The 24,218-nt window shown below is 65.4% G+C and carries 29 protein-coding genes and 1 tRNA gene; 12 read left to right on the top strand and 18 right to left on the bottom strand.

Features of this window, described 5'->3' with window-relative positions:
* Nucleotides 1–4 precede the first annotated feature (4 nt).
* Genes secB through PJ259_RS17810 form a run of 3 tightly spaced genes read right to left on the bottom strand, consistent with a single transcriptional unit; the run spans nt 5 to nt 1,211 of the window.
* Nucleotides 5–469: a protein-export chaperone SecB gene (gene secB / locus PJ259_RS17820; protein WP_059313278.1), complete on the bottom strand. Its 465-nt coding sequence runs from the start codon at nt 467–469 to the stop codon at nt 5–7.
* A gap of 27 nt (nt 470–496) precedes the next feature.
* Nucleotides 497–751, bottom strand: coding sequence for a glutaredoxin 3 (gene grxC / locus PJ259_RS17815; protein WP_059313277.1), 255 nt, complete (start codon nt 749–751; stop codon nt 497–499).
* A 40-nt stretch (nt 752–791) separates the two neighbouring features.
* On the bottom strand, nt 792–1,211 hold the full coding sequence (locus tag PJ259_RS17810) for a rhodanese-like domain-containing protein (protein ID WP_059313276.1): 420 nt from the start codon (nt 1,209–1,211) through the stop codon (nt 792–794).
* Between the two features lie 182 nt (nt 1,212–1,393).
* On the opposite strand from PJ259_RS17810, the gene PJ259_RS17805 reads away from it, so the two are divergent.
* From PJ259_RS17805 to PJ259_RS17790, 4 genes are all read left to right on the top strand, one after another.
* On the top strand, nt 1,394–2,005 hold the full coding sequence (locus PJ259_RS17805) for an NAD(P)-dependent oxidoreductase (protein ID WP_271653686.1): 612 nt from the start codon (nt 1,394–1,396) through the stop codon (nt 2,003–2,005).
* A gap of 133 nt (nt 2,006–2,138) precedes the next feature.
* Nucleotides 2,139–3,422 (top strand): murein hydrolase activator EnvC family protein, encoded by a 1,284-nt coding sequence (locus PJ259_RS17800; RefSeq protein ID WP_271653685.1) that lies wholly within the window; start codon nt 2,139–2,141, stop codon nt 3,420–3,422.
* A 29-nt stretch (nt 3,423–3,451) separates the two neighbouring features.
* Entirely contained in the window at nt 3,452–4,795 is a 1,344-nt protein-coding gene (locus PJ259_RS17795; RefSeq protein WP_059313273.1) for a S41 family peptidase, read from the top strand.
* Complete coding sequence (locus PJ259_RS17790; RefSeq protein WP_059313272.1) at nt 4,792–5,553, top strand: divergent polysaccharide deacetylase family protein; 762 nt, start codon at nt 4,792–4,794, stop codon at nt 5,551–5,553. The genes PJ259_RS17795 and PJ259_RS17790 overlap by 4 nt, the downstream gene beginning before the upstream one ends.
* 24 nt (nt 5,554–5,577) lie before the next feature.
* Here the strand turns inward: PJ259_RS17790 and PJ259_RS17785 are convergent, their stop codons facing one another.
* From PJ259_RS17785 to PJ259_RS17745, 9 genes are all read right to left on the bottom strand, one after another.
* The gene (locus PJ259_RS17785; RefSeq protein WP_271653684.1) at nt 5,578–6,339 is read right to left on the bottom strand and encodes a substrate-binding periplasmic protein; all 762 of its coding nucleotides are present in this window, start codon (nt 6,337–6,339) and stop codon (nt 5,578–5,580) included.
* Between the two features lie 49 nt (nt 6,340–6,388).
* A complete protein-coding gene (locus tag PJ259_RS17780) occupies nt 6,389–7,096 on the bottom strand; it encodes a substrate-binding periplasmic protein (RefSeq protein ID WP_271655892.1) in 708 nt (235 codons plus the stop codon).
* 83 nt (nt 7,097–7,179) lie between these two features.
* The gene (gene hisF, locus PJ259_RS17775) at nt 7,180–7,962 is read right to left on the bottom strand and encodes an imidazole glycerol phosphate synthase subunit HisF (RefSeq protein WP_007159785.1); all 783 of its coding nucleotides are present in this window, start codon (nt 7,960–7,962) and stop codon (nt 7,180–7,182) included.
* A 21-nt stretch (nt 7,963–7,983) separates the two neighbouring features.
* Nucleotides 7,984–8,283, bottom strand: coding sequence for a chorismate mutase (locus tag PJ259_RS17770; RefSeq protein WP_271653683.1), 300 nt, complete (start codon nt 8,281–8,283; stop codon nt 7,984–7,986).
* A 7-nt stretch (nt 8,284–8,290) separates the two neighbouring features.
* A complete protein-coding gene (hisA, locus tag PJ259_RS17765) occupies nt 8,291–9,028 on the bottom strand; it encodes a 1-(5-phosphoribosyl)-5-[(5-phosphoribosylamino)methylideneamino]imidazole-4-carboxamide isomerase (protein ID WP_027597481.1) in 738 nt (245 codons plus the stop codon).
* A gap of 31 nt (nt 9,029–9,059) precedes the next feature.
* Nucleotides 9,060–9,317 (bottom strand): DUF2164 domain-containing protein, encoded by a 258-nt coding sequence (locus PJ259_RS17760; RefSeq protein ID WP_271653682.1) that lies wholly within the window; start codon nt 9,315–9,317, stop codon nt 9,060–9,062.
* The gene (hisH, locus tag PJ259_RS17755; RefSeq protein WP_059313269.1) at nt 9,317–9,955 is read right to left on the bottom strand and encodes an imidazole glycerol phosphate synthase subunit HisH; all 639 of its coding nucleotides are present in this window, start codon (nt 9,953–9,955) and stop codon (nt 9,317–9,319) included. Before hisH ends, PJ259_RS17760 begins: the two co-directional genes overlap by 1 nt.
* The gene (gene hisB, locus PJ259_RS17750) at nt 9,955–10,548 is read right to left on the bottom strand and encodes an imidazoleglycerol-phosphate dehydratase HisB (RefSeq protein ID WP_058761454.1); all 594 of its coding nucleotides are present in this window, start codon (nt 10,546–10,548) and stop codon (nt 9,955–9,957) included. The genes hisH and hisB overlap by 1 nt, the downstream gene beginning before the upstream one ends.
* 143 nt (nt 10,549–10,691) lie before the next feature.
* On the bottom strand, nt 10,692–12,356 hold the full coding sequence (locus PJ259_RS17745) for an OFA family MFS transporter (RefSeq protein ID WP_271653681.1): 1,665 nt from the start codon (nt 12,354–12,356) through the stop codon (nt 10,692–10,694).
* Nucleotides 12,357–12,652: 296 nt separating this feature from the next.
* Here PJ259_RS17745 and PJ259_RS17740 point away from each other — a divergent pair, with 296 nt between their 5' ends.
* The 5 genes from PJ259_RS17740 (at nt 12,653) to PJ259_RS17720 (ending at nt 17,209) form a co-directional block, all read left to right on the top strand.
* The gene (locus tag PJ259_RS17740; RefSeq protein WP_271653680.1) at nt 12,653–14,878 is read left to right on the top strand and encodes an AsmA family protein; all 2,226 of its coding nucleotides are present in this window, start codon (nt 12,653–12,655) and stop codon (nt 14,876–14,878) included.
* Entirely contained in the window at nt 14,875–15,939 is a 1,065-nt protein-coding gene (mutY, locus tag PJ259_RS17735; protein ID WP_271653679.1) for an A/G-specific adenine glycosylase, read from the top strand. Before PJ259_RS17740 ends, mutY begins: the two co-directional genes overlap by 4 nt.
* On the top strand, nt 15,936–16,208 hold the full coding sequence (locus PJ259_RS17730) for an oxidative damage protection protein (protein ID WP_017639567.1): 273 nt from the start codon (nt 15,936–15,938) through the stop codon (nt 16,206–16,208). Before mutY ends, PJ259_RS17730 begins: the two co-directional genes overlap by 4 nt.
* Before the next feature lie 289 nt (nt 16,209–16,497).
* Nucleotides 16,498–16,573 (top strand) — tRNA-Phe (locus PJ259_RS17725).
* A 282-nt stretch (nt 16,574–16,855) separates the two neighbouring features.
* Entirely contained in the window at nt 16,856–17,209 is a 354-nt protein-coding gene (locus PJ259_RS17720; protein ID WP_271653678.1) for a hypothetical protein, read from the top strand.
* A gap of 82 nt (nt 17,210–17,291) precedes the next feature.
* Here PJ259_RS17720 and PJ259_RS17715 read toward each other — a convergent pair whose 3' ends face one another.
* On the bottom strand, nt 17,292–17,630 hold the full coding sequence (locus PJ259_RS17715) for a cupin domain-containing protein (protein ID WP_271653677.1): 339 nt from the start codon (nt 17,628–17,630) through the stop codon (nt 17,292–17,294).
* Between the two features lie 304 nt (nt 17,631–17,934).
* Between PJ259_RS17715 and PJ259_RS17710 the strand changes: the two genes are divergently transcribed.
* Entirely contained in the window at nt 17,935–18,147 is a 213-nt protein-coding gene (locus PJ259_RS17710) for a hypothetical protein (RefSeq protein WP_059313265.1), read from the top strand.
* A gap of 810 nt (nt 18,148–18,957) precedes the next feature.
* Here the strand turns inward: PJ259_RS17710 and sutA are convergent.
* From sutA to glnK, 4 genes are all read right to left on the bottom strand, one after another.
* On the bottom strand, nt 18,958–19,290 hold the full coding sequence (gene sutA / locus PJ259_RS17705; protein ID WP_059313264.1) for a transcriptional regulator SutA: 333 nt from the start codon (nt 19,288–19,290) through the stop codon (nt 18,958–18,960).
* Between the two features lie 70 nt (nt 19,291–19,360).
* Nucleotides 19,361–19,780, bottom strand: coding sequence for a secondary thiamine-phosphate synthase enzyme YjbQ (locus tag PJ259_RS17700; protein ID WP_059313263.1), 420 nt, complete (start codon nt 19,778–19,780; stop codon nt 19,361–19,363).
* Between the two features lie 172 nt (nt 19,781–19,952).
* On the bottom strand, nt 19,953–21,293 hold the full coding sequence (locus PJ259_RS17695) for an ammonium transporter (protein WP_271653676.1): 1,341 nt from the start codon (nt 21,291–21,293) through the stop codon (nt 19,953–19,955).
* 48 nt (nt 21,294–21,341) lie between these two features.
* The gene (gene glnK / locus PJ259_RS17690) at nt 21,342–21,680 is read right to left on the bottom strand and encodes a P-II family nitrogen regulator (RefSeq protein WP_003096476.1); all 339 of its coding nucleotides are present in this window, start codon (nt 21,678–21,680) and stop codon (nt 21,342–21,344) included.
* 390 nt (nt 21,681–22,070) lie between these two features.
* Here glnK and PJ259_RS17685 point away from each other — a divergent pair, with 390 nt between their 5' ends.
* Nucleotides 22,071–22,370: an accessory factor UbiK family protein gene (locus tag PJ259_RS17685; RefSeq protein ID WP_059313261.1), complete on the top strand. Its 300-nt coding sequence runs from the start codon at nt 22,071–22,073 to the stop codon at nt 22,368–22,370.
* A gap of 62 nt (nt 22,371–22,432) precedes the next feature.
* Nucleotides 22,433–23,923 (top strand): YifB family Mg chelatase-like AAA ATPase, encoded by a 1,491-nt coding sequence (locus tag PJ259_RS17680; RefSeq protein ID WP_059313260.1) that lies wholly within the window; start codon nt 22,433–22,435, stop codon nt 23,921–23,923.
* Here the strand turns inward: PJ259_RS17680 and PJ259_RS17675 are convergent.
* Complete coding sequence (locus tag PJ259_RS17675) at nt 23,920–24,111, bottom strand: hypothetical protein (protein WP_150340505.1); 192 nt, start codon at nt 24,109–24,111, stop codon at nt 23,920–23,922. The genes PJ259_RS17680 and PJ259_RS17675 overlap by 4 nt on opposite strands.
* Nucleotides 24,112–24,218: the final 107 nt, after the last annotated feature.

Raw genomic sequence — 24,218 nt, 5'->3', positions numbered from 1 at the left:
CCGATCAGGCTTCGCCAGCGGTCTGCATGCGCGCCAGTTCCTGGGCGTAGAGGGCGTCGAAGTTCACCGGCTGCAGCATCAGCGCGGGGAAGGAGCCACGTACCACCATGTTGTCCAGCGCCTCACGGGCGTAAGGGAACAGGATGTTGGGGCAGAAGGCGCCCAGGGCGTGGGCCATGGACGCGGCGTCCAGGCCCTTGATCAGGAAGATACCACCTTGCTGCACTTCGGCGATGAAGGCGGTCTCCTCGTTGTTCTTAACGGTAACGGTCAGGGTCAGCACCACTTCGTGGAAGTCGTCGCCCAGGGTCTTCTGGCGGGTGGCCAGGTCCAGGTTGACGTTGGGCTGCCACTCCTGGCGGAAGATCTCGGGGCTCTTGGGCGCCTCGAACGACAGGTCGCGGATGTAGATGCGCTGAAGGGAGAACTGAGCGCCGTCTTCCTGGGCGCCGTTGGCTTGATCGGTCATGGTAGGGCCTTGAGTTATGAGTGTTGGTCAGGCGGACAGCAGCGGGTCGAGACGCCCGCTTCGGTCTAGGGCATAGAGCTCATCGCAACCACCGACGTGAGTGCTGCCGACCCAGATCTGCGGCACGCTGGTGCGGCCGGCCTTGCGGGCCATCTCGGTGCGCAGCGCCGGCTGGCCGTCGACGGAGATCTCCCGGTAGGCCACGTTCTTGCGATCGAGCAGGTGCTTGGCACGATGGCAGTAGGGGCACCAGGCACTGGTATAGATGACGACGTCGGTCATGCGCAGTCTCCAGTGGCCGATGGGGCGGCCACGCTAGGGGTCACTTCACCAGCGGCAGATTCTCTGCACGCCAGGTGGCGATGCCGCCGTTCAGGCGAGCGGCGGTGAAGCCGGCCTTCTGCAGATCGCCGCACACGGCACCGGCTTGCTGGCCGGCGCTGTCCACCACGATCAGGGTCTTGGCCTTGTGCTTCTCCAGTAGAGACAGGCTGCTGGCGACTTTCTCCTGAGCGATGTTCAACGCGCCGACGATATGCCCGGCGGCGAAGTCCTTGCTCGGACGGATATCGAGGACCACGCCCTGCTCGCGGTTGAGCAGGTTGGTGAGCTCGCCGGTGGAAAGGCTACGACCGCCCCGACGGGTTTCGTTGAACAGCATCAGGGCGACGATGGCCAGGAAGGCGGCGACGAGCAGCGGATGATGGGTGGCGAATTCGACCAACCGACCGATAAATTCCATAATGAAAGAGCTATCCAAGAAGGGCTAAAAATGCCGGCCAGTATACACAGCCCCCCGGTAGCGCCATACCCTCGACGACCGTGGGTTATCGGCAGGTAACCAGCACACCTCAAGCTGCCTTCTTGGCGGTTTTCGCGACTCTGCCTAGGCTTGGCTTCCCGTCATTTTCAAGGAACCTCGCCATGACCTCCATCGCCCTGCTCGGCGCTACCGGCAATGTGGGCAGCCGCCTGCTCGACGAAGCCCTTTCCCGTGGCCATCAGGTCACCGCGCTGGTGCGCGACCCCGCTCGACTCGCTCCGCGGACCGGCCTCACCGTGGTTGCCGGCGATGTCGCCAGACCGAAAACCGCCCAGGCCCTGGCCGGTTGCGAAGTATTGCTCAGCAGTCTGAGATTCGCCGACACGGCACCGGCCGCCCTCCTCGACTTCGCCCGAGCCGCGGGCATCCCGCGCCTGCTGATCGTCGGTGGCGCCGCCAGCCTCAGCCTGCCGGATGGCTCGCGCCTTTTCGATGCGCCGGCCTTTCCGGCGGAGTATCGCCACGAAGCCGGTGCCGGCATCGCCACTCTGGAGGCGCTCCGCGAGGTCAGCGACCTCGACTGGGTCTTCGTCAGCCCGCAGATGGTCTTCGCTCCTGGCGAGCGCACCGGTCATTTCCGTCTGGGCCGCGATGCCCTGCTGTTCGACGCCGCCGGGGACAGCCGGATCTCCTACGAGGACTTCACCGTGGCCCTGCTGGACGAGGTCGAACGGCCCGCTCACCATCGCACCCGTTTCACAATTGGCTATTGAGGTAGAAGTGCCCCTTCGTTCGCAGCCTGGCCGCCTGGTCGGGCAGTGAACGCTGAACGGCGTGCCTTGCCGTTTTTTTTGCCGGATGTGACGGGCATACTAGGCGCTTCGCCCTCGAAACGTACGACTTCGCATGCGCCGTGTTCTCGCCCTTCTCCTCTTCGCCAGCGTTCTCGCTCCTGCCTTGGCCGACGACCGCGCCGATACCCAGCGGCAGATCGAGCAAGCCCGCCGGGACATCCAGGAAATGCAGAAGGTGCTCAAGCAGGTGCAGGCCGAGAAGTCTGGCGTGCAAAAGCAGCTGCAGAGTACCGAGACCCAGATGGGCGAGCTGGAAAAGCAGGTGGATTCGCTGCAGAAGCAGCTGGAGAGTGGCGAAAAAAAGCTGCAAGAGCTGGACGGGCGCAAGCAGAAGCTCGACCAGTCTCGCGCTGAACAACAGAAGCTGATCGCCGTGCAGGTCCGCGCCGCCTACCAGAGTGGCCGCCAGGAATACCTCAAGCTGTTGCTCAATCAGGAGCATCCGGAAAAGGTCAGCCGCACCCTCACCTACTACAACTACCTCAATCGCACCCGCCTGGATCAGCTGGCCGCCTTCAACGACACCCTGCGCGAATTGCGCGACGTGGAACAGGGCATCCAGCAGGAGCAGAGCGAACTGGTCGCCCGTCGCGAAGACCTGGAGAAGCGTCAGGCGGACCTGGCCGAGGTGCGCAAGGAGCGTCAGGCGGCGCTGGCCAAGATCAACTCGGACTACCGCGACAAGAGTCGCGAGATCGAGAGCCGCGAGCAGGATCAGGCAGCCCTCAACAAGGTGCTCAAGACCATCGAGGAAACCCTCGCCCGCCAGGCCCGCGAAGCCGAGGAAGCCCGCCAGCGGCAGCTCGCCGAGGCCCGTGCCGCCCAGGCGCGGGAAGCGGCGCGACGCCAGGCGCAAAGCGATACGAAAGCCCCCCGCCCCTCGAACGCCCCGGAGCTTGCGGTGTCTAGTGCAGCACCTGCGTATGGCGGCGCCTTCGCCAGTGCCCGTGGCAAGCTGCCCTGGCCAGTCGACGGTCGCCTGGTGGCGCGCTTCGGCAGTGCCCGTGGCGACGACCCTCGGGCGAAATGGGATGGCGTCCTGATCGCCGCCGGTGCCGGCACCAGAGTCAAGGCGGTCCACGGCGGTCGGGTAGTCTTCGCCGACTGGCTAAGAGGCGCCGGGCAGCTGGTTATCATCGATCATGGGAATGGCTATCTCAGCCTGTACGGACATAATCAGAGCCTGCTGAAGGCTGCAGGTGACGTGGTCAAGGCCGGGGATGCCATCGCGACCGTCGGCGCCAGCGGCGGTCAGGAAGCCTCCGCCTTGTACTTCGCCATCCGCCAACAGGGCCGCCCGACGGACCCCGTCATCTGGTGCCGTGCTCAGGGATAGTGCGACACACCTCGGTTTAGGAGCTGCACATGCCGCATCGCTTTCGTCCCACCGTCCTGGTCCTCGCCCTGTTGTTCGGTGGCGTCGGAGCTGTCCAGGCGCAATCGCCGCAAAGCACGCCAGCCGCGGTAACGCCGGTCGCTCCGGGCACCGCTCCTGCTGCCCCGGCCAGCGCTCCGCTGCCCCTGGACGAGCTGCGCACCTTTGCCGAGGTGTTCGACCGCATCAAGGCCGCCTATGTGGAGCCGGTGTCGGACAAGGTCCTGCTGGAGAATGCCATCAAGGGCATGCTCAGCAACCTGGATCCGCACTCCGCCTATCTCGAACCCAAGGACTTCGCCGAACTGCAGGAAACCACCAGTGGTGAATTCGGCGGCCTGGGCCTGGAAGTCGGCCAGGAAAACGGCTTCATCAAGGTGGTCTCGCCCATCGACGACACCCCGGCGGCCAAGGCCCATCTGCAGCCCGGGGATCTGATCGTCAAGATCGACGGCCAGCCGACCAAGGGCCAGGCCATCAACGAAGCCGTCGACAAGATGCGCGGCAAGCCGGGCAGCCCCATCACCCTGACCATCGTGCGCGGCGGCGCCCAGCCGTTCGACGTCAAGCTGGCGCGGGCGGTGATCAAGGTCAACAGCGTCAAGAGCCAGTTGCTCGAATCCGGCTACGGCCTGCTGCGCATCTCGCAGTTCCAAGTGAATACCGGCGAAGAGACGGTCAAGGCGCTCGGCAAGCTGCGCCAGGAAAACAAGGGCAAGCTCAAGGGCCTGATCCTCGACCTGAGAAACAATCCGGGGGGCGTCCTGCAGTCGGCGGTCGAGGTGGCCGATGCCTTCATGACCCACGGCTTGATCGTCTACACCAAGGGCCGTCTACCCAATTCCGAGCTGCGCTTCTCGGCCGATGCCGCCGATCCCAGCGAGAAGGTGCCCCTGGTGGTGCTGATCAACGGCGGCAGTGCCTCGGCCGCGGAAATCGTCGCCGGCGCCCTGCAGGACTCCAAGCGCGGCATCCTCATGGGCACCGACAGTTTCGGCAAGGGCTCGGTACAGACGGTGCTGCCGCTCAACAATGACCGGGCGCTCAAGCTCACCACGGCGCTCTACTACACGCCCAATGGCCGCTCCATCCAGGCCCAGGGCATTACTCCGGACATCCCCGTGGCCCCCGCCAAGGTCACGCCGCAAAGCGGTGGCGACGAATACTTCCGCGAGGCGGACCTGGCCGGCCACCTGGGCAATGGCAATGGCGGCGCCGATCGGCCAACCGGCAGCAAGGCGCCCAACCAGAGTACGCGTCCGCAGGATGACGACTTCCAGCTCTCCCAGGCGCTGTCGCTGCTCAAGGGACTCAACGTCACCCATACCCCGTGAGGGGTAGACACTGGCTGCTGGCCGGGGCGCTCGCCCTGGCCAGCGGACTCGCCCAGGCGGCTACCGCGCACCTGACCATCGTCATCGACGACCTCGGCCAGAATCCGGCGCGGGATCGCCAGGTGCTGGCCCTGCCCGCACCGGTAGTGCTGGCCATCATCCCCGAGACCCGCTACGCCGCCGAATTGGCCGCCCAGGCCCATCGCGCCGGCCGTACGGTGCTGTTGCACCTGCCCATGGACCCGGCTGGCGGGCCCTATGCCTGGCATCCGGAGATGTCTTCCGCCGAACGCCTGCAACGCCTCGACCGGGCGCTGGAACGGGTACCCGAGGCGGACGGGGTGAACAACCACGAAGGCAGTCGCATGACCGCCGACCGGCCGGCCATGGCCGAGCTGATGCAGGTCTTGCAGGAACGCCATTTGCTGTTTCTCGACAGCCGCACCAGCGCCGCCACCGTGGCCGCGGCGGAAGCCCAGAAGATCGGCCTGGCCAGCGTCTCGCGCGATGTCTTTCTCGACAACGAGGCGACCCCGGCGGCGGTGGCCGCGCAGCTGGCCGAGGGTGTACGCCTGGCCCAGCGACAGGGCAGCGCCGTATTGATCGGCCATCCCCATCCGGCAACCCTGGCGGTGCTGGCCCAGCAGCTGCCACAGCTCAAGGCCCAGGGCGTGGAAGTCATCGACCTGCCACAGATGATCGCCCTGCGGGCCAATCGTGCCATGGCCGGGCACGGTCGCGACGGGCGCTATCGCTAGTGCCCGACACCTGTCACCCAGGCGTCAGAGGTAGTTGCGGGTGATGCTGTCGACCACGCCTTCCTGGCGCATGGCATCCAGGGCCTGCTGCAAGCGGTTCACCACCTCATCAGGGGTGTCCTTGTTGAGGGCCAGATAGAGGTCGGACTCCTGAAAGCTGAGCAGTGTCTGCAGATTGCTGACGCCCTGCTGCTTGGCCAGATAGCGCCCCACCACGTCGGTGGTAGCCCAGACGTCGATCTCGTTCTTCTGCAGCCGGGCGATGTTCTCCTGATCGCGCAGGACTTCACTGGCGACGACACCCTTGTCCTTGAGCATCTGGCTGACCGCGGAATTCTTGTAGGCGCCGACGCGCAGCTTGGCAGCCGCGGCGAGATCGGGGACCCGGATCGTGCTGCCCGGTAGCGCCATGAGCACCTTGCGGGTCTTGCCCAGCGGTCCGACCCACTTGAACAAGGGGCCCCGCGCCTCGGTGCGGGAAACGGAGAACAGCCCGTAGTTGGGGCTTTCCAGGGTCAGGTTGTAGAGGCGATCCCAGGGAAAGCGCAGCGACAGGCTGTAGTCGATCCCGGCACGCTTGAACATCTCACGGACCAGATCGGTGCTGATGCCGTCGATGGCCTCGTCGCGGGCGAAGTTCTTGTCATCTACCGCCATGTTGAAGGGCGGGAAATTCTCGGTCAGCAGCACGACGCGATAGCCGGGTGGCAACTCCGCCTGGGCCGTTCCCATGCCCAGGGCGCAGCTCAACAGCACGCTAGCGATAGGCAGCCACAACTTGCGCATTGCTCTCTCCTCGCCCAACCGTCCGAGCCGAGCGCTCGGCCCATCGGGGTTACAGATAACGGTTGAAGATGGTCTGGACCGCGCCGCTCTGGCGCATCTCGTCCAGGGCCTTTTGCAGCTTCTGTACCACCTCGTCGGGCGTCTGTTTGTTCAGGGCCAGGAACAGCTCGCCGGTGTTGAAGCGCAGCAGCATCTTGAGGCCGGTCACCTCTTCCTGGCGCGCCAGATAGCGGCCGGCGGGATCGCCGGTGGCCCAGACGTCGATCTGCCCCTTGAGCAGGCGCTGTACGTTTTCCTGATCACGCAGCGCGAGATCCGGCTGGAAGCCCTGCTGGACGAGACTCTCGGCGATGGCGTCGCCCTTGTAGGCGCCAATCTTGAGCTGCTGCTGGCGAACGTCGTCCAGGCTGCGCAGCTGCAGATGGCTGTCGGCGCGACCGAGCAGGACCCAGTCGTCGGGGCCTATGGGGCCGACCCACTTGAACAGGGCTTCGCGCTCGGGCAGCCGGGCGGTGACGAAGACGCCGTGGTCGCGCTGATCCAGGGCCATGCCGTAGATCCGCTCCCAGGGGAATCTCAAGGTGAGGTTGTAGGAGATGCCGGCGCGCTGGCACATCTCGCGCACCATGTCGACGGCGATGCCCTTGAGATCGTCCTCGCGGGCGAAGTTCTTGCCGTCGGTGGAGAAGTTGTAGGGGGGAAAGTTTTCCGTCAGCAGCGTGAGCTGATAACCCGCCGGGATCTCCGCCCTAACCATGGTCGTCGATGCCAGCAGCAAACCCGCCAAGCAGGCCCAGAATCCCTTGCGCACGCCCCTCTCCCTGCCGGCACTGCCGGTGCTTAAGATTTTGTGGAGCGTATCACAATCCCTTTTTCGGCCAGGTACCGTTTAGCCTCGGGAATGGTGCATTCGCCGAAATGGAAGATGCTGGCGGCGAGCACTGCCGAGGCCTTGCCTTCGAGGATGCCGTCGGCCAGATGCTGCAGGTTGCCAACGCCTCCGGAGGCGATCACCGGGATACCCACCGCCTCGCTGACCGCGCGGGTCACGCCCAGGTCGAAGCCGTTCTTCATGCCGTCCTGATCCATGCTGGTGAGCAGGATCTCGCCGGCACCCAGACCTTCCATCTTCTGCGCCCACGCCACGGCATCGAGCCCGGTGGGCTTGCGCCCGCCATGGGTGAAGATCTCCCAGCGCGGGGTCTCGCCGGGGCCGCTGACGCGCTTGGCGTCGATGGCCACCACGATGCACTGGGAGCCGAAGCGCGCCGCGGCTTCGCCGACGAATTCCGGGGTGAAGACCGCCGCGGTGTTGATCGAGACCTTGTCCGCACCGGCGTTGAGCAGGTTGCGGATGTCCTGCACGGTGCGCACACCACCGCCCACGGTCAGCGGGATGAACACCTGGCTGGCCATGCGTTCCACGGTGTGCAGGGTGGTGTCGCGGCCCTGGTGGCTGGCGGTGATGTCGAGAAAGGTGATCTCGTCAGCGCCCTGTTCGTTGTAGCGACGGGCGATCTCCACCGGATCACCGGCATCGCGGATATTCTCGAACTTGACGCCCTTGACCACGCGGCCGTTGTCCACGTCCAGGCAGGGGATGATGCGTTTCGCCAGCGCCATGTTTCTCTCCAGAAGACGATGTCAGGTACGTTGCTGCAAGGTGGCATGCTCTGCCAGTTCAGCCTCGATGAATGCGGCGATCATCGCCCGATAGACGTGCTCGACCACTACCGGTGACGCGCCAGCCTCGACCGCGAGCGACTTGACCTTGGCAATGACCTGCTCGACGCGCTGCGGAGCCCGAACGGCATCGTCGTCTTTCTTGAAACGCGCGGCCTGACGTACATAGGCACCACGCGCCGCCAGCAACTGGACGATCTGCTGATCAAGTTCGTCGATCGCCGAGCGAACCTCCTCAAGCGAAGAGCATTCGTTCATCATCGAGCCCTCAGACCTTGAAGTTGTCGCACAGCGCCTGGGCCTCGGCGACGTCGAGGGTGCCCTCGTAGATCGCCCGGCCGGTGATGGCGCCGATGATGCCCGGGCTGCGGGCGTCGAGCAGGTTCTGGATATCACCCAGGTTATGGATGCCGCCGGAGGCGATCACCGGGATGCTGGTGGCTTCGGCCAGGGCGCGGGTCGCTGGAACGTTGCAGCCCTGCATCATGCCGTCGCGGGCGATATCGGTGTAGACGATGGCGCTGACGCCATCGGCCTCGAAGCGGCGGGCCAGGTCGGTGACCTGCAGCTCGCTGACCTCGGCCCAGCCGTCGGTGGCGACGAAGCCGTCCTTGGCGTCCAGGCCGACGATGACCTTGCCGGGGAAGGCGCGGCAGGCCTCAGCGACGAATTCCGGCTGCTTGACCGCCTTGGTGCCGATGATCACGTAGCTGACGCCGGCGCGCACATAGTGCTCGATGGTCTCCAGCGAGCGGATGCCGCCACCGATCTGGATCGGCAGGCCGGGATAGCGCTTGGCGATGGCGGTGACCACCTCGCCATTGACCGGCTGGCCCTCGAAGGCGCCGTTGAGATCCACCAGATGCAGCCGGCGGCAGCCGCCGTCGACCCACTGGGCGGCCATGGCCACGGGATCGTCGGAGAACACGGTGGAGTCTTCCATGCGCCCCTGGCGCAGGCGGACGCAGGCGCCGTCCTTGAGGTCGATGGCGGGGATGATCAGCATGGCAATACCTTGGCTCGGGGGTGAGGGCGGTCTAGGGCTTTTCCAGCGCCCAGATGTCGCTTTCCAGGCTGTCGACACGCTCCCTGAGCAGGGCCTGCACGTCGGCAACCGCCTTGTTGTAGTACAGCGGCCCGCACTCGCGGGCGAAGAAATCCAGCAGTTCCTCGACTTCGAAACGCCCCAGGCGGACCTCGAAGCTATCGTCCAGCAGGGTCTGCAACGCCGTGACCACGCGCTGGGTCTGCTCGGGTTCGAGCCTGACCAGCGGCGCGGACGGCTTGCGCGCCATTACCAGCGGCCGTCCCAGGCGAGGAAGTTGGCATAGAGCTGCAGACCGCAGTCGGCGCTCTTCTCGGGGTGGAACTGGGTGGCGAAGCGCGAGCCGTCGGCCAGGGCCGCAGCGAAGTCCAGGCCGTAGTGGCCGCGACCGACCACCTGGCGCGGACTGCCGGCCTCGACATAGAAGCTGTGCACGAAATAGAAACGGGCGCGATCGGGGATGCTGTGCCAGAGCGGATGGTCGAGCACGTGGCTGACCTCGTTCCAGCCCATGTGCGGCACCTTGAGGGTCTCGCCCTCTTCCTGCATGCCGCCCGGGAAGCGCCGTACGGCGCCGGGGAACAGGCCGATGCAGTCCACCCCGCCATTCTCTTCGCTGCGCTGCATCAGCGCCTGCATGCCGACGCAGACGCCGAGGAAGGGCCGGTCCTGGCTGACTTCACGGACCAGCTCATCGATGCCCTGGCGGCGGATCTCGGCCATGCAGTCGCGGATGGCGCCGACGCCGGGCAGGACGATGCGGTCCGCCTCGCGGATCACCGCTGGATCGCCGGTCACCAGCACCTGATGGCTACCGGCATGCTCCAGGGCCTTGGCCACGGAGTGCAGGTTGCCCATGCCGTAGTCGATGACGGCTACCGTCTGCATCACAGGCACCCTTTGGTGGAGGGCATGACGCCGGCCATGCGCGGGTCTTCGCTGAGGGCCATGCGCAGGGCGCGGCCAAAGGCCTTGAACACCGTTTCGATCTGGTGGTGGCTGTTGACCCCGCGCAGGTTGTCGATGTGCAGGGTGACCTGGGCGTGGTTGGTGAAGCCCTGGAAGAATTCGAGGAACAGATCGACGTCCATGCGACCCACGGTGGCGCGGGTGAAGGGCACGTTCCAGTGCAGCCCGGGCCGGCCGGAAAAGTCGATGACGACGCGCGACAGGGCTTCGTCCAGGGGCACATAGGCATGGCCATAGCGCTGGATGCCCTTCTTGTCGCCAACGGCCTTGGCGAAGGCCTGACCGAGGGTGATGCCGATGTCTTCCACCGTGTGGTGGTCATCGATGTGCAGGTCGCCGCGGCAGTGGATATCGAGGTCGATCAACCCGTGGCGGGCGATCTGGTCGAGCATGTGCTCGAGGAAGGGAACCCCGGTGTCGAAGCGCGCTGCGCCCGTGCCGTCCAGATCCAGGGATACCTTGACCTGGGTTTCCAGGGTGTTGCGCTCGACGGTTGCCTTGCGTTCGGCCATAGCCTGCTCCGCGAAAATCGGTGGGCGAAAGGGCCGATATTATAGGGGCGTGGGGGCTGGATCGAAAGCGCGGCGGGACGGAGCGTCCCACCGCAGGGGCGCCCCACCCGGGGCGCCCTGTTGTCGCGAGGCTGAGCGGTAGCTTAGCTGAACAGCGCAGCGGTCTTTTGCAGGGTGATCCAGATACCCCAGGCCAGCGGGATGCCCACGGCCAGCCAGGCGGCGATGGCCAGCGGCTTGGTCTTGGGATCGGCACTCCACTCCAGTACCTGGGCGCTGCCGACATTGCTGTCATGGCCATTGGCGCGCTCGACGGCGAGTTCGGCCTCGGTCATGAAGTGCTTGTCGGCTACCGGGCGCACCATCAGGTTGCAGAGGAAGCCCAGCACCAGCAAGCCGGCCAGGATGTACAGGGTGATGTCGTACACCTGGGCGCGGGGGATGCCCATGCTCAGCTGGTACTCGCGCAGGTAGTTGACCAGCACCGGACCGAAGACGCCAGCGGCGGCCCAGGCGGTGAGCAGGCGACCGTGAATGGCGCCGACCATCTGGGTACCGAACAGGTCGGCGAGGTAGGCCGGCACGGTGGAGAAACCACCGCCGTACATGGACAGGATCAGGCAGAAGGCGAAGACGAACAGCGCCACGCTGCCCAGGTGACCGGTCCAGGGCACGATGGCATAGAGCACGAAGCCCAGGGTGAAGAAGACGAAGTAGGTCATCTTGCGGCCGATGTAATCGGAGAAGGATGCCCAGAAGAAGCGACCGCCGATGTTGAACAGGCTCAGCAGACCGGTGAAGCCGGCGGCGATGGCGGCGATCTGCTTGAGCTGATCGGCGCTGAGTTCACCGTAGGGCAGGCCGTTGCCCAGCAAGCGACCACCAAAGACTTCCTGCAACAGCGGCGATGCCATGCCGATGATGCCGATGCCAGCAGTGACGTTCAGGCACAGCACGGCCCAGACCAGCCAGAACTGCGGGATGCCCCAGATCTTGCTCACATGGACGTGGCGGTTGGTGATCATGCCGCTGCTGGCCTTCTTGGTGGAAGGCGTCCAGCCGGCGGGCTTCCAGCCGGTCGGCGGTACGCGGTAGCCCAGGGCACCGCTCATCATGAACACGAAATAGATCACCGCCATGACCAGGAAGGTCTGCCAGACACCGATTTCGGTGGCTGAGGCGAAGTGACGCATCAGGGCATCGGCCAGGGGCGCACCCACCATGGCGCCGCCACCAAAGCCCATGATGGCCATGCCGGTCGCCATGCCGCGCTTGTCCGGGAACCACTTGATCAGGGTCGACACCGGCGAGATGTAGCCCAGGCCCAGCCCGATACCGCCGATCACGCCCGAACCCAGCCACAGCATCCAGATCTGGTGGGTGTAGATGCCCAGGGCGGAGATCAGCAGACCGCCGCACCAGCACAGCGCCGAGACGACACCGGCCTTGCGCGGACCGGCATGTTCCAGCCAGCCACCGAACAGGGCGGCCGAGCAGCCGAGGAAGATGAAGAACAGGGTGTAGATCCAGCCGAGCTGGGAGATCTTCCAGTCACAGGTAGCACTGAAGATCTGCTCGAAGAAGCCCATCTCCACCGGGCAGGCCACGGCGGCGGTGATGCCGATCGCCTTGGACAGCGGCAGCCAGAACACCGAGAAGCCGTAGGCCATGCCGATGCACAGATGGATGGCCAGGGCGGCCGGCGGTACCAGCCAGCGGTTGAAGCCGGGCCGGGCGACGATGCGCTCCTTGGAAAGAAAAGCCGGACGAGCCGAAGCGGCGCCGCCAGCGGTGAGAGTAGTGCTCATGGGTTTAGCCCCTTTCTGATGTATAGCGTCCAGGCCGGTGGACATTCCCTGCACGCTTCCCCATAAACGAGTCAAAGAAACGGCGTCAACCGACCAGAGGTGCGCGACATTAAAGCGCACCCTGGCCTACTGCCACCCCTACTCATTTGCCAGGGTACGGGCGGTGCAAGACCGCCGACGAAACGGGCGTTTACCACCGCTGTCACAGGGCCGACACCTCGATGTCATCGCGGCCAGCCCAAGCCCTTATACTGGCCAGTCGCGCCATCGCCCGCCGGAACAGGAATTTCCTCGCCATGAAAGCTTTCGCCAAAGTGCTGGGTATCGTCCTCGTCGGCCTGCTGCTCCTGCTGGTCGCCGTAGGCTTCGCCCTCACCCACCTGGTCGATCCCAACGACTACAAGGACGAGATTCGCCAGCTCGCGCGCGACAAGGCCAACGTCGATCTGCAGCTCAAGGGCGACATCGGCTGGAGTCTGTTCCCCTGGCTGGGCGTCGAATTGCACGATGCCACCCTGGCCAGCGCGGCCACCCCTGATCGCCAGCTGGCCCAGGTACAGCGGCTGATCCTGTCGGTCCGGCTGCTGCCCCTGCTGCTGCGCCGCGACCTGGAGATGAGCGACGTCAAGATCGACGGCCTGGACCTCACCGCCAGCCGCGATGACCAGGGCCGCACCAACTGGGCCGAGATCGGTCGCCCCGCACCCAAGGCGGACCAGAGCGGCGCCCCAGCCAAGGCGCCTGCCGATTCCTCCGGCTCCGGTGAGTCGACCAGCCCGCACCAGCCGCTCAAGCTCAATGTCGAGAGCCTGACCGTGCGCAACTCCCGGATCGAATACAGCGATGCCCGCAGCGGTGCCCACTATGCCTTCGAAGGCATCGACCTGGAGACCGGCGCCATCTACGCCGGCACGCCCATTCCGCTCAAGCTCGCCGGTACCGCCAGCACCACCCAGCCGCCGGTGAACGCCACCGTACTGCTCAATGGCGAATTCCATTTCGATCCGGCCAGCCAGCAGTACGCGCTGGACAACCTCAAGCTCACCGGCGACGCCAGCGGCGAGCCCTTCAACGGCAAGGTGGTCAATTATTCCGCCAGCGGCCAGCTCGCCGTCGACCGCCGCGCCCAGACCGCCGAATGGACCAGCCTCAAGCTCACTGCCAATGACCTCAAGGCGCTGGGCGACCTCAAGCTCACCGGTCTGGAAACCGATCCGCAGCTGGCCGGTCGCGTGTCCATCGCCCGTCTCGACCTGCGCGCCTTCCTCGACAGTATCGGCGTCGAATTACCGGCCATGGCCGATGCCAAGACCCTGCAGCGCTTCGAGATGAATGCCCAGGTGCAGGCCAGCCGCAACGCCCTGGCGCTGGACGACTTCAACTTCCAGCTGGACGACAGCACCCTCAAGGGCCGCGTCGCCGTCGCCGACATCGCCCGCCGCGCCCTGCGTATCCAGCTCAGCGGTGACACCCTGGACCTGGATCGCTATCTGCCGGCCAAGGCCGCCGCCGCGCGCCAGGCCAATGGCGCACGCCAGGAAGAGGTCGCCCAGGTCGACGCCATCGCCACCCAAGGCAACTCGCCGCTACCGGAAGCCCCGACCCAGCACGCCTGGAGCCAGGAAACCCTGCTGCCGGTGGAACGCCTGCGCAGCCTGGACGCCGATGTCGACCTGAGCCTGCAACACCTCACCCTCAATCGCCTGCCCTTCGAAGACGCCAGCCTCAAGGCCAAGGCCGCTGACGGCCAGCTGCAGCTCAGCGCCCTGGAAGGCGAGCTGTTCGGTGGTCGCTTCGAAGCCAACGGCGCCCTCGACGTGCGCGGTGCCCAACCGCAACTCACCGCCCGGGAACGCATCAAGGCCGTGCCGGTGGAGCGCATCCTCCAGGCCCAGGGCCAGAAGCCGCCAGTGGAAGGCCTGCTCGACCTGGACGCCGACCTGCGCAGCACCGGCGCCAGCCAGCGCACGCTGATCGACAACCTCGACGGCACCGCGCGCTTCGCCCTGCGCAATGGCCAACTGATCGACGCCAACGTCGAAAGCCAGCTGTGCCAGGGTATATCCCTGCTCAACCGCAAGCCGCTGGAATTGCCCCATGGCGGCCAGAACACGCCCTTCCGCCAGTTGAGCGGCAGCCTCACCATCGTCAACGGCGTGGCCCGCAACCAGGATCTGAGCGTCAGCGTGCCGGGCCTGGCAGTGAAGGGCGATGGCGACATCGATCTGCGCACCCTCGGCCTGGACTACCGCCTGGGCATCACCGTGCAGGGCGATACCAACGCCGCCGCCGATCCGGGCTGCCAGGTCGGCGAGCGCTACGCCGATATCGAATGGCCGCTGCACTGCCGCGGCCCCATGGAACTGGGCGCCAAGGCTTGCCGCCTGGATCGCGAGGCCATGGGCCAGATCATCGCCCGCGCGGCCGGCAATCGTCTGAACGAAAAAATCGAAGAGAAGCTGGGTGATAAGATCAGCCCTGACATCCAGAACGCCATCCGGGGACTGCTGCAACGCCGATGACTGACGACGCCTTTGGTACCGCCGTACTGGCCTGGTACGACCTGCACGGTCGCAAGGACCTGCCCTGGCAACAGGCCGTGACCCCCTACCGCGTCTGGGTCTCGGAGATCATGCTCCAGCAGACCCAGGTGGCCACGGTACTGGGCTACTTCGACCGCTTCATGCAGGCGCTACCCACCGTCGAGGCCCTGGCTGCCGCACCGGAAGACGAGGTCCTGCACCTCTGGACGGGCCTCGGTTACTACAGCCGCGCGCGCAATCTGCACAAGGCCGCCAAGACCGTGGTCGAGCAGCACGGCGGCGAATTTCCCCGCAGTGTCGAGGCCCTCGCCGAGTTACCCGGTATCGGCCGCTCCACCGCCGGGGCCATCGCCAGCCTGAGCATGGACATCCGCGCCCCCATCCTCGACGGCAACGTCAAGCGGGTGCTGGCGCGCTATACCGCCACACCCGGCTATCCCGGCGAGCCTGCCGTGGCCCGACGCCTGTGGGAGGTCGCGGAACGACTGATGCCCCACGAGCGGGTCGGCCACTACACCCAGGCGATGATGGACCTGGGCGCCACCCTCTGTACCCGCAGCAAGCCCAGCTGCCTGCTGTGCCCGGTCAAGCCGGGTTGTCGCGCCCACCTGCTAGGCCAGGAAACCGACTTTCCCGCCGCCAAGCCACGCAAGACACTGCCGCAGCGCAGCACCCTGATGCCGCTGTTCGTCAACGATGCCAATGCCGTGCTCTTGCAGCGCCGGCCGTCCACCGGCCTCTGGGGCGGTCTCTGGGGACCGCCGGAGGTCGCCGATGTGGCCGAGCTCGAAGCCCTCGCCGAACGCCAGGGCCTCGCCATCGACGAGCGCCAGGCGCTGCCCGGCCTGGTACACACCTTCAGCCATTTCCAGCTGGCCATCGAGCCCTGGCTGGTGCAGGTGGACCATCGCCACCAACGCGTGGCCGAGGGCGACTGGCTTTGGTATAACCTCGCGTCCCCGCCGCGCCTGGGCCTCGCCGCCCCGGTGCAGAAACTGCTCAAGCGCGCCGAGCAGGCGCTCAAAGGAGAACCCGCATGACCCGCACCGTGATGTGCCGCAAGCACAAGCAGGAGCTTCCCGCCCTGGATCGCCCGCCCTACCCCGGCGCCAAGGGCGAAGACATCTATCAGCACGTCTCCAAGCAGGCCTGGGAAGAGTGGCAGAAGCACCAGACCATGCTCATCAACGAGCGTCGGCTGAACATGATGAACGCCGAGGATCGCAAGTTCCTGCAAGCCGAGATGGACAAGTTCCTGTCCGGTGAAGATTACGCCCAGGCTGAAGGCTACGTGCCCCCCAGCGCCTGAGTCGACGGCTTAGGACCTATTCAAAGCCTGCTGCGCGTCGGCCAAAGGGCGTTGAGGCTGGCCTGGGTCGCCAGCCCGGCCTGGGCGGCCCGGTCGGAACGCTCATTTACCCTTTGTAAACTCGAGCGCGAGTCCGATCCGCTTCCTCAGCTATCTTCGCGGGGCCGCCCAGGCCTTGTTTGTCTCTAGCTCGCGAGGCATTGAACAGACCCTAAGCGCCCGAAAAACCTAAATTTTTTTGGGCTCACTGTTGACACAGGGTCGAGAAACGCTTTTAATGCGCCCCGTTGCCCAGGTAGCTCAGTTGGTAGAGCAGGGGATTGAAAATCCCCGTGTCGGCGGTTCGATTCCGTCCCTGGGCACCAAGACAAACCTCCAAGCTCCTGCGGGATCTGGAGATCAGAGAAACCGGCCTAGTGCCGGTTTTTTTGTGCCTGCAATATATCCAGGCCTCATCCCCTGGGTCCGCTGCCCATCCGCTACTCCTCCGTGCTGTCCTGCCACACCTGCGAGAAGAACTCCAAGGCGCACCCTAGACGCCTTGGTGCTCGGTAAAAACTCCGCCCGGCATCCTTGACCCTCTACCCACTTCAGACTTTTTAATGGCGTGGCGTCACCAGACAGCCACCCTTTTCGGAGTCAGTATCATGACCACCTGCAGCGAAAAGCATCACGCGAATCACAGCCATCAGCACGGCCCGAATTGCGGCCACACCGCCATCGAGCATGACGGCCATGTCGACTATCTCCACGATGGCCATCTGCACCATATGCACGGCGATCACGTGGACGAGCATGTGCTGGAGGTCGGCGCCATCAATCCCGATCACTGCACTCACGGCCAGAGCAGTGGCCATGCGCCCGATCATGTCCATGGTCCTGACTGCGGCCACGAGGCCGTTCCCCACGGTGACCACGTCGACTACCTGGTGGATGGCCGCCTGCATCACGTCCATGACGGCCATTGCGACGATCACGGCCCGGTGACCCAGGTCCGCTAGGACCCAGGACACCAAGGCTCAGGCGCGCTGCCTTGACGCCCCTGGCGCCCCTGGCGCCGCGGCATAGGCAGCACGCTTCGCCTCAGACCGACGCCGGGGCTGCCAAGGCCTCTCCCAGGTGGATCGCCAGCCACACCGTGGCGACGAGGGGATCGGTATAGGTCACCCAGTGTTCGGTCCGCGCCGGAATGAACAGCGCAGCGCCCGGCTCCAGCACCACCTCCCGCCCCTCCAGGGCAACCCGGGCCGCGCCCTGCAGCAGCATCACCCATTCGTCATGAGCCTGCCGATAAGGCGCCTCCACCGGGGTGGTTTGACCCAGAGAGACGATCCGTTCGATGCGGCAGCCAGGCCGCTCCAGCAGGGGCGTGAATACCTCCGCCGCGGAGGCATCGGGCAGGTCGCGAAGCAGATTGGTCATGACGTTTCTCCCAGCGTCCGGCATCAGGACCATGAGGCTGTACCCGCCAGCTCGCCCATTCAAGCCCACCGGCGCCTTTTCGCCTCAGGCGTCGCCCTGAGGGCCCCAGCGATGCCGCTATCTGCCGCCAAGAGTGGGAACCGCCCGACCTTTTCAGCGGCCCATCGCCCGGGCGGCAGAAATTTCGGTGATCATCCGTTGCACGAGCGGCGCCCTTCACTACCGTCGCTCGGCCATGGCCTGCCGCTGCCTTTTCGCCTGCGGTCGGTCATACCTCGCACAAGGCGCACGGAGGCGCTCGCTTATGCCCATTCGCTCGATCCCCCTCATCGCTACCCCCCTTCCCGACGTCCTGCCACAAGAAGCCAGCGGGCAGCCCGCCATCGCACCGAGCGAGCCAGGCACACCGCTCTGGTTCACCCTGCTGAGCAGCGCCAGCCTGTGGCTGAATCGCCTGTTTCTCGGCCTGGTCATGGCACTGATCGGCTTTACCCTCTGGCATTGGTGGCAGGGGTGAAGCGGCGGCTGGACCAACTGGAGCTGACGATCCTGATGTGTGGCATCGGGCTGCTTTCGCTGGCCCTCATCGTCGCCGCGGGCATGCAAGGCCTGGACTGGGACTGACCCAGCGGCCTTACCAGACCTTTACCTGGCCTGACGCCCGCTGACGGCCAAAGGTGTTTCATGGTGACGCGGCCTATCGAGCGCCGCGAGGAGAACACCATGACATCGCGAGCGTCGTTGATTCTGCTAGTGACCGCCACCCTTGCCGCCAGCGGTATGGCCGCAGCGCACGGGGGACCTGATCGGGGGCAACCCTGGGCAGGGGCCCCCGGTATGGCTGTCGAGGAAGCAGGCTTCCTGCCGGTGGGCGAGTACCGGCGGCATCATCGACACCATTCCTATTACCGCCGGGATGGCTACCCCTATAACTATTACCGCCCCTACCCCCAAACGGGCTATGCGGCACCGCACTGGCGCCCCGTCCCGCCGGGCTACTACCCCTACCAGCCAGCCTACGAACCACGGCCCTATTACGGGCCGCCGCCCCGCCATTGGTGAACTGCTTGGCATCGCCAGAGCGAGATAGTGGCCTTTTGCGATGAGTCGCACAGGGGAGTCTTTGCCAGGAGAGCAAAATGCCATCACCCATTAGGGCTACTAAGGCGTTGCCAACATGTATGAGAGAGATGATGTAATCTGCATGGCCTGCCTTGTGACCATGGCTGCGGCCTTTACCGGCTTCATCATGGTGATGGCGCTGCTGTGACCGCCAGATAGACGAAACCCCGCCGAAGCGGGGTTTCGAAGGCGGTATGGCACGGTCCTAGATGGGACGACTGCCATATTTGCTGTCAGGCTTCTTGGGCGGATCGGCGACCACGTTGGCGTCGATCTCCTGCACCTTGCCTCCACGCGACAAGAAGTCCTGCATGGCTTTTTCCAGCGCATCCCGCTCGCGCTGCTTGGCTTCCACCGATGGCAGCTCTTCCGGCTCGGGCTCGCGCTTCTTCTTGGCCTTGCTGCCGGACGCTGGCGCTTCGCTTTCGCTGCCTTCCTCTTGCTCGGCGTCGTCGGTTGCGGCGGCAAACTCTTCGTTATCGCCCTCTTCCTCCGCACCTGTTTCCAGGTCGTCCTGTTCCAGATCTTCGTCGCTCATAAACCGCCTCCAACATTTTGGCAAAATCGGACCGCGCGTTTTGACGCGGTCTCCTACAAAAAATTCCTGGCTATTCGCCCTGCAGCGTCGCGATCAAACGTCGCGCGCCACCCTGATCACGGTGTTCGCCCAGGTAGATGCCCTGCCAGGTCCCCAGCGCCAGCTGGCCCGCCTGGATCGGCAGGCTCAGGCTGCACCCGAGCAGACTGCTCTTGAAGTGCGCGGGCAGGTCGTCCGGCCCTTCGTAGTCATGCTCGTAACCGGCCTGCCCCTGGGGGACCAGCTGGTTGAAGAACCGCTCGAAGTCGCGCCGCACGGCCCCATCGGCATTCTCGTTGATGGTCAGCGAGGCCGAGGTGTGCTGCAACCAGAGGTGCAGCAGGCCGACGCGGCACTCAGCCAGCTCGGGCAGCTGATCCAGCACCTCATCGGTGACGAGATGAAAACCACGCGCACGAGCGCGCAGGGAAAAGGTCCGCTGCAGCCACATGAAACACCCCCGCCGACTGACTGGGCGCGCATTCTAGCGCGACGATCGGAAAAGCAAAGCGGTGATTGCACACCACCGGCGTGCAGTCTAGACACAGCAGGACGGCGGTTGTTCCAGCCGTAGGGCAGACATGAAAAAGGCGCCTTGCGGCGCCTTTTTCGAGAGCGGCAGCTTACAGGTTGTAGCCACGCTCGTTGTGCAGGGTGAGGTCCAGGCCCACGGTTTCCTCTTCCTCGTTGACTCTCAGGCCCATGACCACGTCCAGCACCTTGAGGATCACGAAGGTGACGATACCGGTATAGACGATGGTGAAGGCCACACCCTTGAACTGGATGAAGAGCTGGGCGCCGATATCGGTCACGGTCCCGAAGCCACCCAGGGCCGGCGCGGCGAAGACGCCAGTCAGCAGGGCGCCGACGATGCCGCCGATACCGTGCACACCAAAGGCGTCCAAGGAGTCGTCATAGCCCAGCTTGCGCTTGAGGCTGGTGGCGGTGAAGAAGCACACCACGCCGGAGACCAGGCCAATGATCAGGGCGCCCATGGGGCCGGCGGTACCGGCGGCCGGGGTGATGGCGACCAGACCGGCGACCACGCCGGAGGCGATGCCCAGGGCGCTCGGCTTACCATGGGCGATCCACTCGGCGAACATCCAGCCCAGGGCGGCGGCTGCGGTGGCGATCTGGGTGGTCAGCATGGCCATGCCGGCGGTGCCATTGGCGGCTGCGGCGGACCCGGCGTTGAAACCGAACCAGCCGACCCACAGCATGGCGGCGCCGACCAGGGTGTAGCCCAGGTTGTGCGGGGCCATGGGGGTAGTCGGATAGCCCTTGCGCTTGCCCAGGACGATGGCCGCGACCAGACCGGCCACACCGGCGTTGATGTGCACCACGGTGCCGCCCGCGAAGTCCAGTACGCCCCAGTCCCACATCAGGCCGCCGTCACCGCTCCAGACCATGTGGGCGATGGGTGCATAGACGAAGGTGAACCACAGGCCGGTGAAGACCAGCATGGCGGAGAACTTCATGCGCTCGGCGAAGGCACCGACGATCAGCGCGGGAGTGATGATGGCGAAGGTCATCTGGAAGGTGACGAAGACGCTTTCCGGGAACAGGGCGGTCGCCGAGGTCACGGCATCATGCTGCAGCGTGGACAGGAAGGCCTTGCCCAGACCGCCGATGAAGGAGTTGAAGTTGGTGACGCCCTTCTCCATGCCGGTGGTGTCGAAGGCCAGGCTGTAGCCATAGACCATCCACAGGATGCTGATGAGACCGGTGATGGCGAAGCATTGCATCATCACCGACAGGACGTTCTTGGCACGCACCATACCGCCGTAGAACAGCGCGAGGCCCGGGATGGTCATGAACAGCACGAGGGCCGTCGAGATCAGCATCCAGGCCGTGTCCCCGCTGTTGATGGCCGGTGCCGCAGCCGCTTCCTGGGCCATGGCCAGGCCCGGCAGCGCTACGAAAGACATGAGGGCTCCTAGCCCTGCGTAGGTGCGCAGAGTCATCGTTGTTTCTCCTGGGGCTCGTGTGGGGTTGGGCTGTCGGTTAAATCGTCAGATGGCGTCTGTGTCGGTTTCGCCAGTACGGATGCGGATGGCCTGCTCGAGATTCACCACGAAGATCTTGCCGTCGCCGATCTTGCCGGTGTTGGCAGCCTTGGTGATGGCCTCGATGACGCGGTCGAGTTGATCGTCGGCGATGGCGACGTCGATCTTGACCTTGGGCAGGAAGTCGACGACGTATTCGGCGCCGCGATAGAGCTCGGTATGGCCCTTCTGGCGCCCGAAGCCCTTGACCTCGGTAACGGTGATGCCTTGCACACCGATCTCGGACAGCGACTCACGCACGTCGTCGAGCTTGAACGGCTTGATGATGGCGGTGACTAGTTTCATGAACTTCTCCCGATTGAGTTGACTTGCCCCAGGAAAACAAACCCCGGCCAAGTCTAGCGCAGTGACCGTCTGTATAACCGTCGGCGTATCAATCGCCGCGGTCACGGCAGAAGCGGCCGGCGGGCGCCTCTGCCCCAGGCGCACTCGACGCCCGTCTCTGCATCGGCTGTAGCAGAAAGCTTGCCAGGTTCGTGAAGGGGTCCGTATTACAGGGGTCGCCGGGCCTGCCGCGCCTCCTGACAGGGCAGACCAGCGGTCGTGGAGCAGGACTTTGCACCAACAGCGAACAGCTCTGGCCCGGGCCCGGCACCAAAGCGGTGCAAGGGCGGCATCCGGGGCACAGAACCCGCTGTGCTACACTCGAGCTTTGATTACAGGCAGGGAATAACCATGTCCACGACCCGTTCGCTGTTCGATTCCCTGACCCAGCAGGCCAGCCGGCTGTTCGGTCAGGACTCGCCGCTTCCCAAGGCCGAGATCGAAAGCCAGTTCAAGGCTTTGCTCCAGGGCGCGCTGAGCAAACTCGACGTGGTCAGCCGCGATGAGTTCGATGCGCAGATGGCAGTGCTGGCACGCACCCGCGCACGTCTGGAAGCCCTTGAGGCGCGCCTGACCGAGCTGGAGAACGTCCAGCCCCAGGACGTCAAGCCGCCGGTTACCCCGGCCACGGATGTCGCCGCCGCCGACTGACCGTAAAGGCGCGCCAGGATGGTGCAGCCTGCTGTCTAGCGAAACACGATCAAGGAGAGATCATGTCGCTTGCCCTCGTTCACACCCGCGCCCAGGTGGGCGTGGAAGCCCCGCCCGTGGTCGTCGAGGCGCACCTGGCCAATGGCCTGCCTGCCCTCACCCTGGTGGGTTTGCCGGAAACCGCCGTCCGCGAAGCCAAGGACCGGGTCCGCAGTGCCATCCTCAATGCCGGCTTCGAGTTTCCCAGCCGCCGCATCACCCTCAATCTCGCGCCTGCCGATCTGCCCAAGGATGGCGGTCGCTTCGACCTCGCCCTGGCCATCGGCATCCTGGCCGCGAGCGGGCAGTTGCCGGCCCAGGGTCTTGAAAGCTACGAATGCCTGGGCGAACTGGCGCTGTCGGGTGCGGTACGGCCAGTCCGCGGCGTGCTGCCGGCAGCGCTTGCCGCCCGAACCGCCGGACGCACCCTGGTGGTACCGCGGGCCAACGCCGAGGAGGCCTGCCTGGCCAGTGGCCTCGCCGTGCTGGCGGTCGATCACCTGCTGGAGTTCGCCGGTCACCTGAGTGGCCAGGCCCCGCTGACGCCCTACCAGCCCAGTGGACTGCTGCGTACGCCCCTCCCCTATCCCGATCTGGCCGAGGTCCAGGGTCAGCAAGCGGCCAAGCGTGCCCTCGTAGTAGCCGCGGCAGGTGCCCACAACCTGTTGCTCGCCGGGCCACCCGGTACCGGCAAGACCCTGCTCGCCAGTCGCCTGCCGGGGCTGCTGCCGCCACTGGACGAAGAAGAAGCGCTGCAGGTGGCCGCCATTCATTCGGTGGCCGGGCCCGAGCCACTGGAACACTGGCCGCAGCGACCCTTTCGCCAGCCGCACCATTCGGCGTCGGGTCCGGCGCTGGTGGGCGGTGGCAGCCGCCCCGGGCCTGGCGAGATCACCCTGGCCCATCGCGGCGTGCTGTTTCTCGACGAGTTGCCGGAATTCGATCGCAAGGTGCTGGAAGTGCTGCGCGAGCCCTTGGAAAGCGGCGAGATCGTTATCGCCCGGGCACGGGAGCGGGTGCGCTTTCCAGCACGCTTCCAGCTGGTGGCGGCGATGAATCCCTGTCCTTGTGGCTACCTGGGCGATCCCAGTGGGCGCTGTCGTTGCAGCCCGGAGCAGATCCAGCGCTATCGCGGCAAGTTGTCCGGCCCGCTGCTGGACCGCATCGATCTGCACCTGACCGTGGCGCGCGAGCATCTGCGTCTGGGCGCCTCGTCGGCCGCCGAACTCTCGACTGCCGAGGCAGCCGGTCAGGTGGCTGCGGCCCGTGCCCTCCAGATGGCTCGCCAGGGGCGCCCCAACGCCCTGCTCGGCCTCGACCAGTTGCACCAGGTCTGCGCCCTGAGCGACGCGGATCAGCGTTGGCTGGAAAGCGCTGGCGAGCGCCTGAATCTATCCCTGCGCGCCCTGCACCGGGTCATCAAGGTGGCTCGCACCCTGGCCGACCTGGCCGGCGACACCGACATCCAGCGCGCGCACCTGGCCGAAGCGCTGCAGTATCGGGCCGCTCACTAGGCGCTGGCCGGCGGGCCATAATGCCGAGGCGGCTCCTGCAGGCGGTCCCGTAACGCCTGGTTTTCCTGCGCCAATTCGAAACACATGGCCCGCCACTGATGGGCGAGCTCGCGATAGTCGTCACGCTCCGCGCGCAGCGTGGTTAGCATGCGTTCGACGGCTTGCACCGCTTCGTTGGATACGCCCATGTCACCCTTCCTTTTATACTGTATTTGCATACAGTAGTCAGAGTATTGCGGCCAGGCAAGGGCTACGGCGAGTGGGAATGAAAAAGGGAGGCCTGAGCCTCCCTTTC

This window comes from Pseudomonas sp. JBR1 (assembly GCF_028198185.1).
Lineage (GTDB): Bacteria > Pseudomonadota > Gammaproteobacteria > Pseudomonadales > Pseudomonadaceae > Chryseomonas > Chryseomonas oryzihabitans_E.
Note: the sequence above shows the minus strand (reverse complement) of the source record. Positions and strands in the feature narration are given on the sequence as shown.

Excerpts from the sequence above, each read along its gene's own strand:
- secB (WP_059313278.1), bottom strand. The coding sequence starts at position 469 with ATGACCGATCAAGCCAACGGCGCCCAGGAAGACGGCGCTCAGTTCTCC.
- grxC (WP_059313277.1), bottom strand. The coding sequence starts at position 751 with ATGACCGACGTCGTCATCTATACCAGTGCCTGGTGCCCCTACTGCCAT.
- PJ259_RS17810 (WP_059313276.1), bottom strand. The coding sequence starts at position 1,211 with ATGGAATTTATCGGTCGGTTGGTCGAATTCGCCACCCATCATCCGCTG.
- PJ259_RS17805 (WP_271653686.1), top strand. The coding sequence starts at position 1,394 with ATGACCTCCATCGCCCTGCTCGGCGCTACCGGCAATGTGGGCAGCCGC.
- PJ259_RS17800 (WP_271653685.1), top strand. The coding sequence starts at position 2,139 with ATGCGCCGTGTTCTCGCCCTTCTCCTCTTCGCCAGCGTTCTCGCTCCT.
- PJ259_RS17795 (WP_059313273.1), top strand. The coding sequence starts at position 3,452 with ATGCCGCATCGCTTTCGTCCCACCGTCCTGGTCCTCGCCCTGTTGTTC.
- PJ259_RS17785 (WP_271653684.1), bottom strand. The coding sequence starts at position 6,339 with ATGCGCAAGTTGTGGCTGCCTATCGCTAGCGTGCTGTTGAGCTGCGCC.
- PJ259_RS17780 (WP_271655892.1), bottom strand. The coding sequence starts at position 7,096 with ATGGTTAGGGCGGAGATCCCGGCGGGTTATCAGCTCACGCTGCTGACG.
- hisF (WP_007159785.1), bottom strand. The coding sequence starts at position 7,962 with ATGGCGCTGGCGAAACGCATCATCCCCTGCCTGGACGTGGACAACGGC.
- PJ259_RS17770 (WP_271653683.1), bottom strand. The coding sequence starts at position 8,283 with ATGATGAACGAATGCTCTTCGCTTGAGGAGGTTCGCTCGGCGATCGAC.
- hisA (WP_027597481.1), bottom strand. The coding sequence starts at position 9,028 with ATGCTGATCATCCCCGCCATCGACCTCAAGGACGGCGCCTGCGTCCGC.
- PJ259_RS17760 (WP_271653682.1), bottom strand. The coding sequence starts at position 9,317 with ATGGCGCGCAAGCCGTCCGCGCCGCTGGTCAGGCTCGAACCCGAGCAG.
- hisH (WP_059313269.1), bottom strand. The coding sequence starts at position 9,955 with ATGCAGACGGTAGCCGTCATCGACTACGGCATGGGCAACCTGCACTCC.
- hisB (WP_058761454.1), bottom strand. The coding sequence starts at position 10,548 with ATGGCCGAACGCAAGGCAACCGTCGAGCGCAACACCCTGGAAACCCAG.
- PJ259_RS17745 (WP_271653681.1), bottom strand. The coding sequence starts at position 12,356 with ATGAGCACTACTCTCACCGCTGGCGGCGCCGCTTCGGCTCGTCCGGCT.
- PJ259_RS17740 (WP_271653680.1), top strand. The coding sequence starts at position 12,653 with ATGAAAGCTTTCGCCAAAGTGCTGGGTATCGTCCTCGTCGGCCTGCTG.
- mutY (WP_271653679.1), top strand. The coding sequence starts at position 14,875 with ATGACTGACGACGCCTTTGGTACCGCCGTACTGGCCTGGTACGACCTG.
- PJ259_RS17730 (WP_017639567.1), top strand. The coding sequence starts at position 15,936 with ATGACCCGCACCGTGATGTGCCGCAAGCACAAGCAGGAGCTTCCCGCC.
- PJ259_RS17720 (WP_271653678.1), top strand. The coding sequence starts at position 16,856 with ATGACCACCTGCAGCGAAAAGCATCACGCGAATCACAGCCATCAGCAC.
- PJ259_RS17715 (WP_271653677.1), bottom strand. The coding sequence starts at position 17,630 with ATGACCAATCTGCTTCGCGACCTGCCCGATGCCTCCGCGGCGGAGGTA.
- PJ259_RS17710 (WP_059313265.1), top strand. The coding sequence starts at position 17,935 with ATGCCCATTCGCTCGATCCCCCTCATCGCTACCCCCCTTCCCGACGTC.
- sutA (WP_059313264.1), bottom strand. The coding sequence starts at position 19,290 with ATGAGCGACGAAGATCTGGAACAGGACGACCTGGAAACAGGTGCGGAG.
- PJ259_RS17700 (WP_059313263.1), bottom strand. The coding sequence starts at position 19,780 with ATGTGGCTGCAGCGGACCTTTTCCCTGCGCGCTCGTGCGCGTGGTTTT.
- PJ259_RS17695 (WP_271653676.1), bottom strand. The coding sequence starts at position 21,293 with ATGACTCTGCGCACCTACGCAGGGCTAGGAGCCCTCATGTCTTTCGTA.
- glnK (WP_003096476.1), bottom strand. The coding sequence starts at position 21,680 with ATGAAACTAGTCACCGCCATCATCAAGCCGTTCAAGCTCGACGACGTG.
- PJ259_RS17685 (WP_059313261.1), top strand. The coding sequence starts at position 22,071 with ATGTCCACGACCCGTTCGCTGTTCGATTCCCTGACCCAGCAGGCCAGC.
- PJ259_RS17680 (WP_059313260.1), top strand. The coding sequence starts at position 22,433 with ATGTCGCTTGCCCTCGTTCACACCCGCGCCCAGGTGGGCGTGGAAGCC.
- PJ259_RS17675 (WP_150340505.1), bottom strand. The coding sequence starts at position 24,111 with ATGGGCGTATCCAACGAAGCGGTGCAAGCCGTCGAACGCATGCTAACC.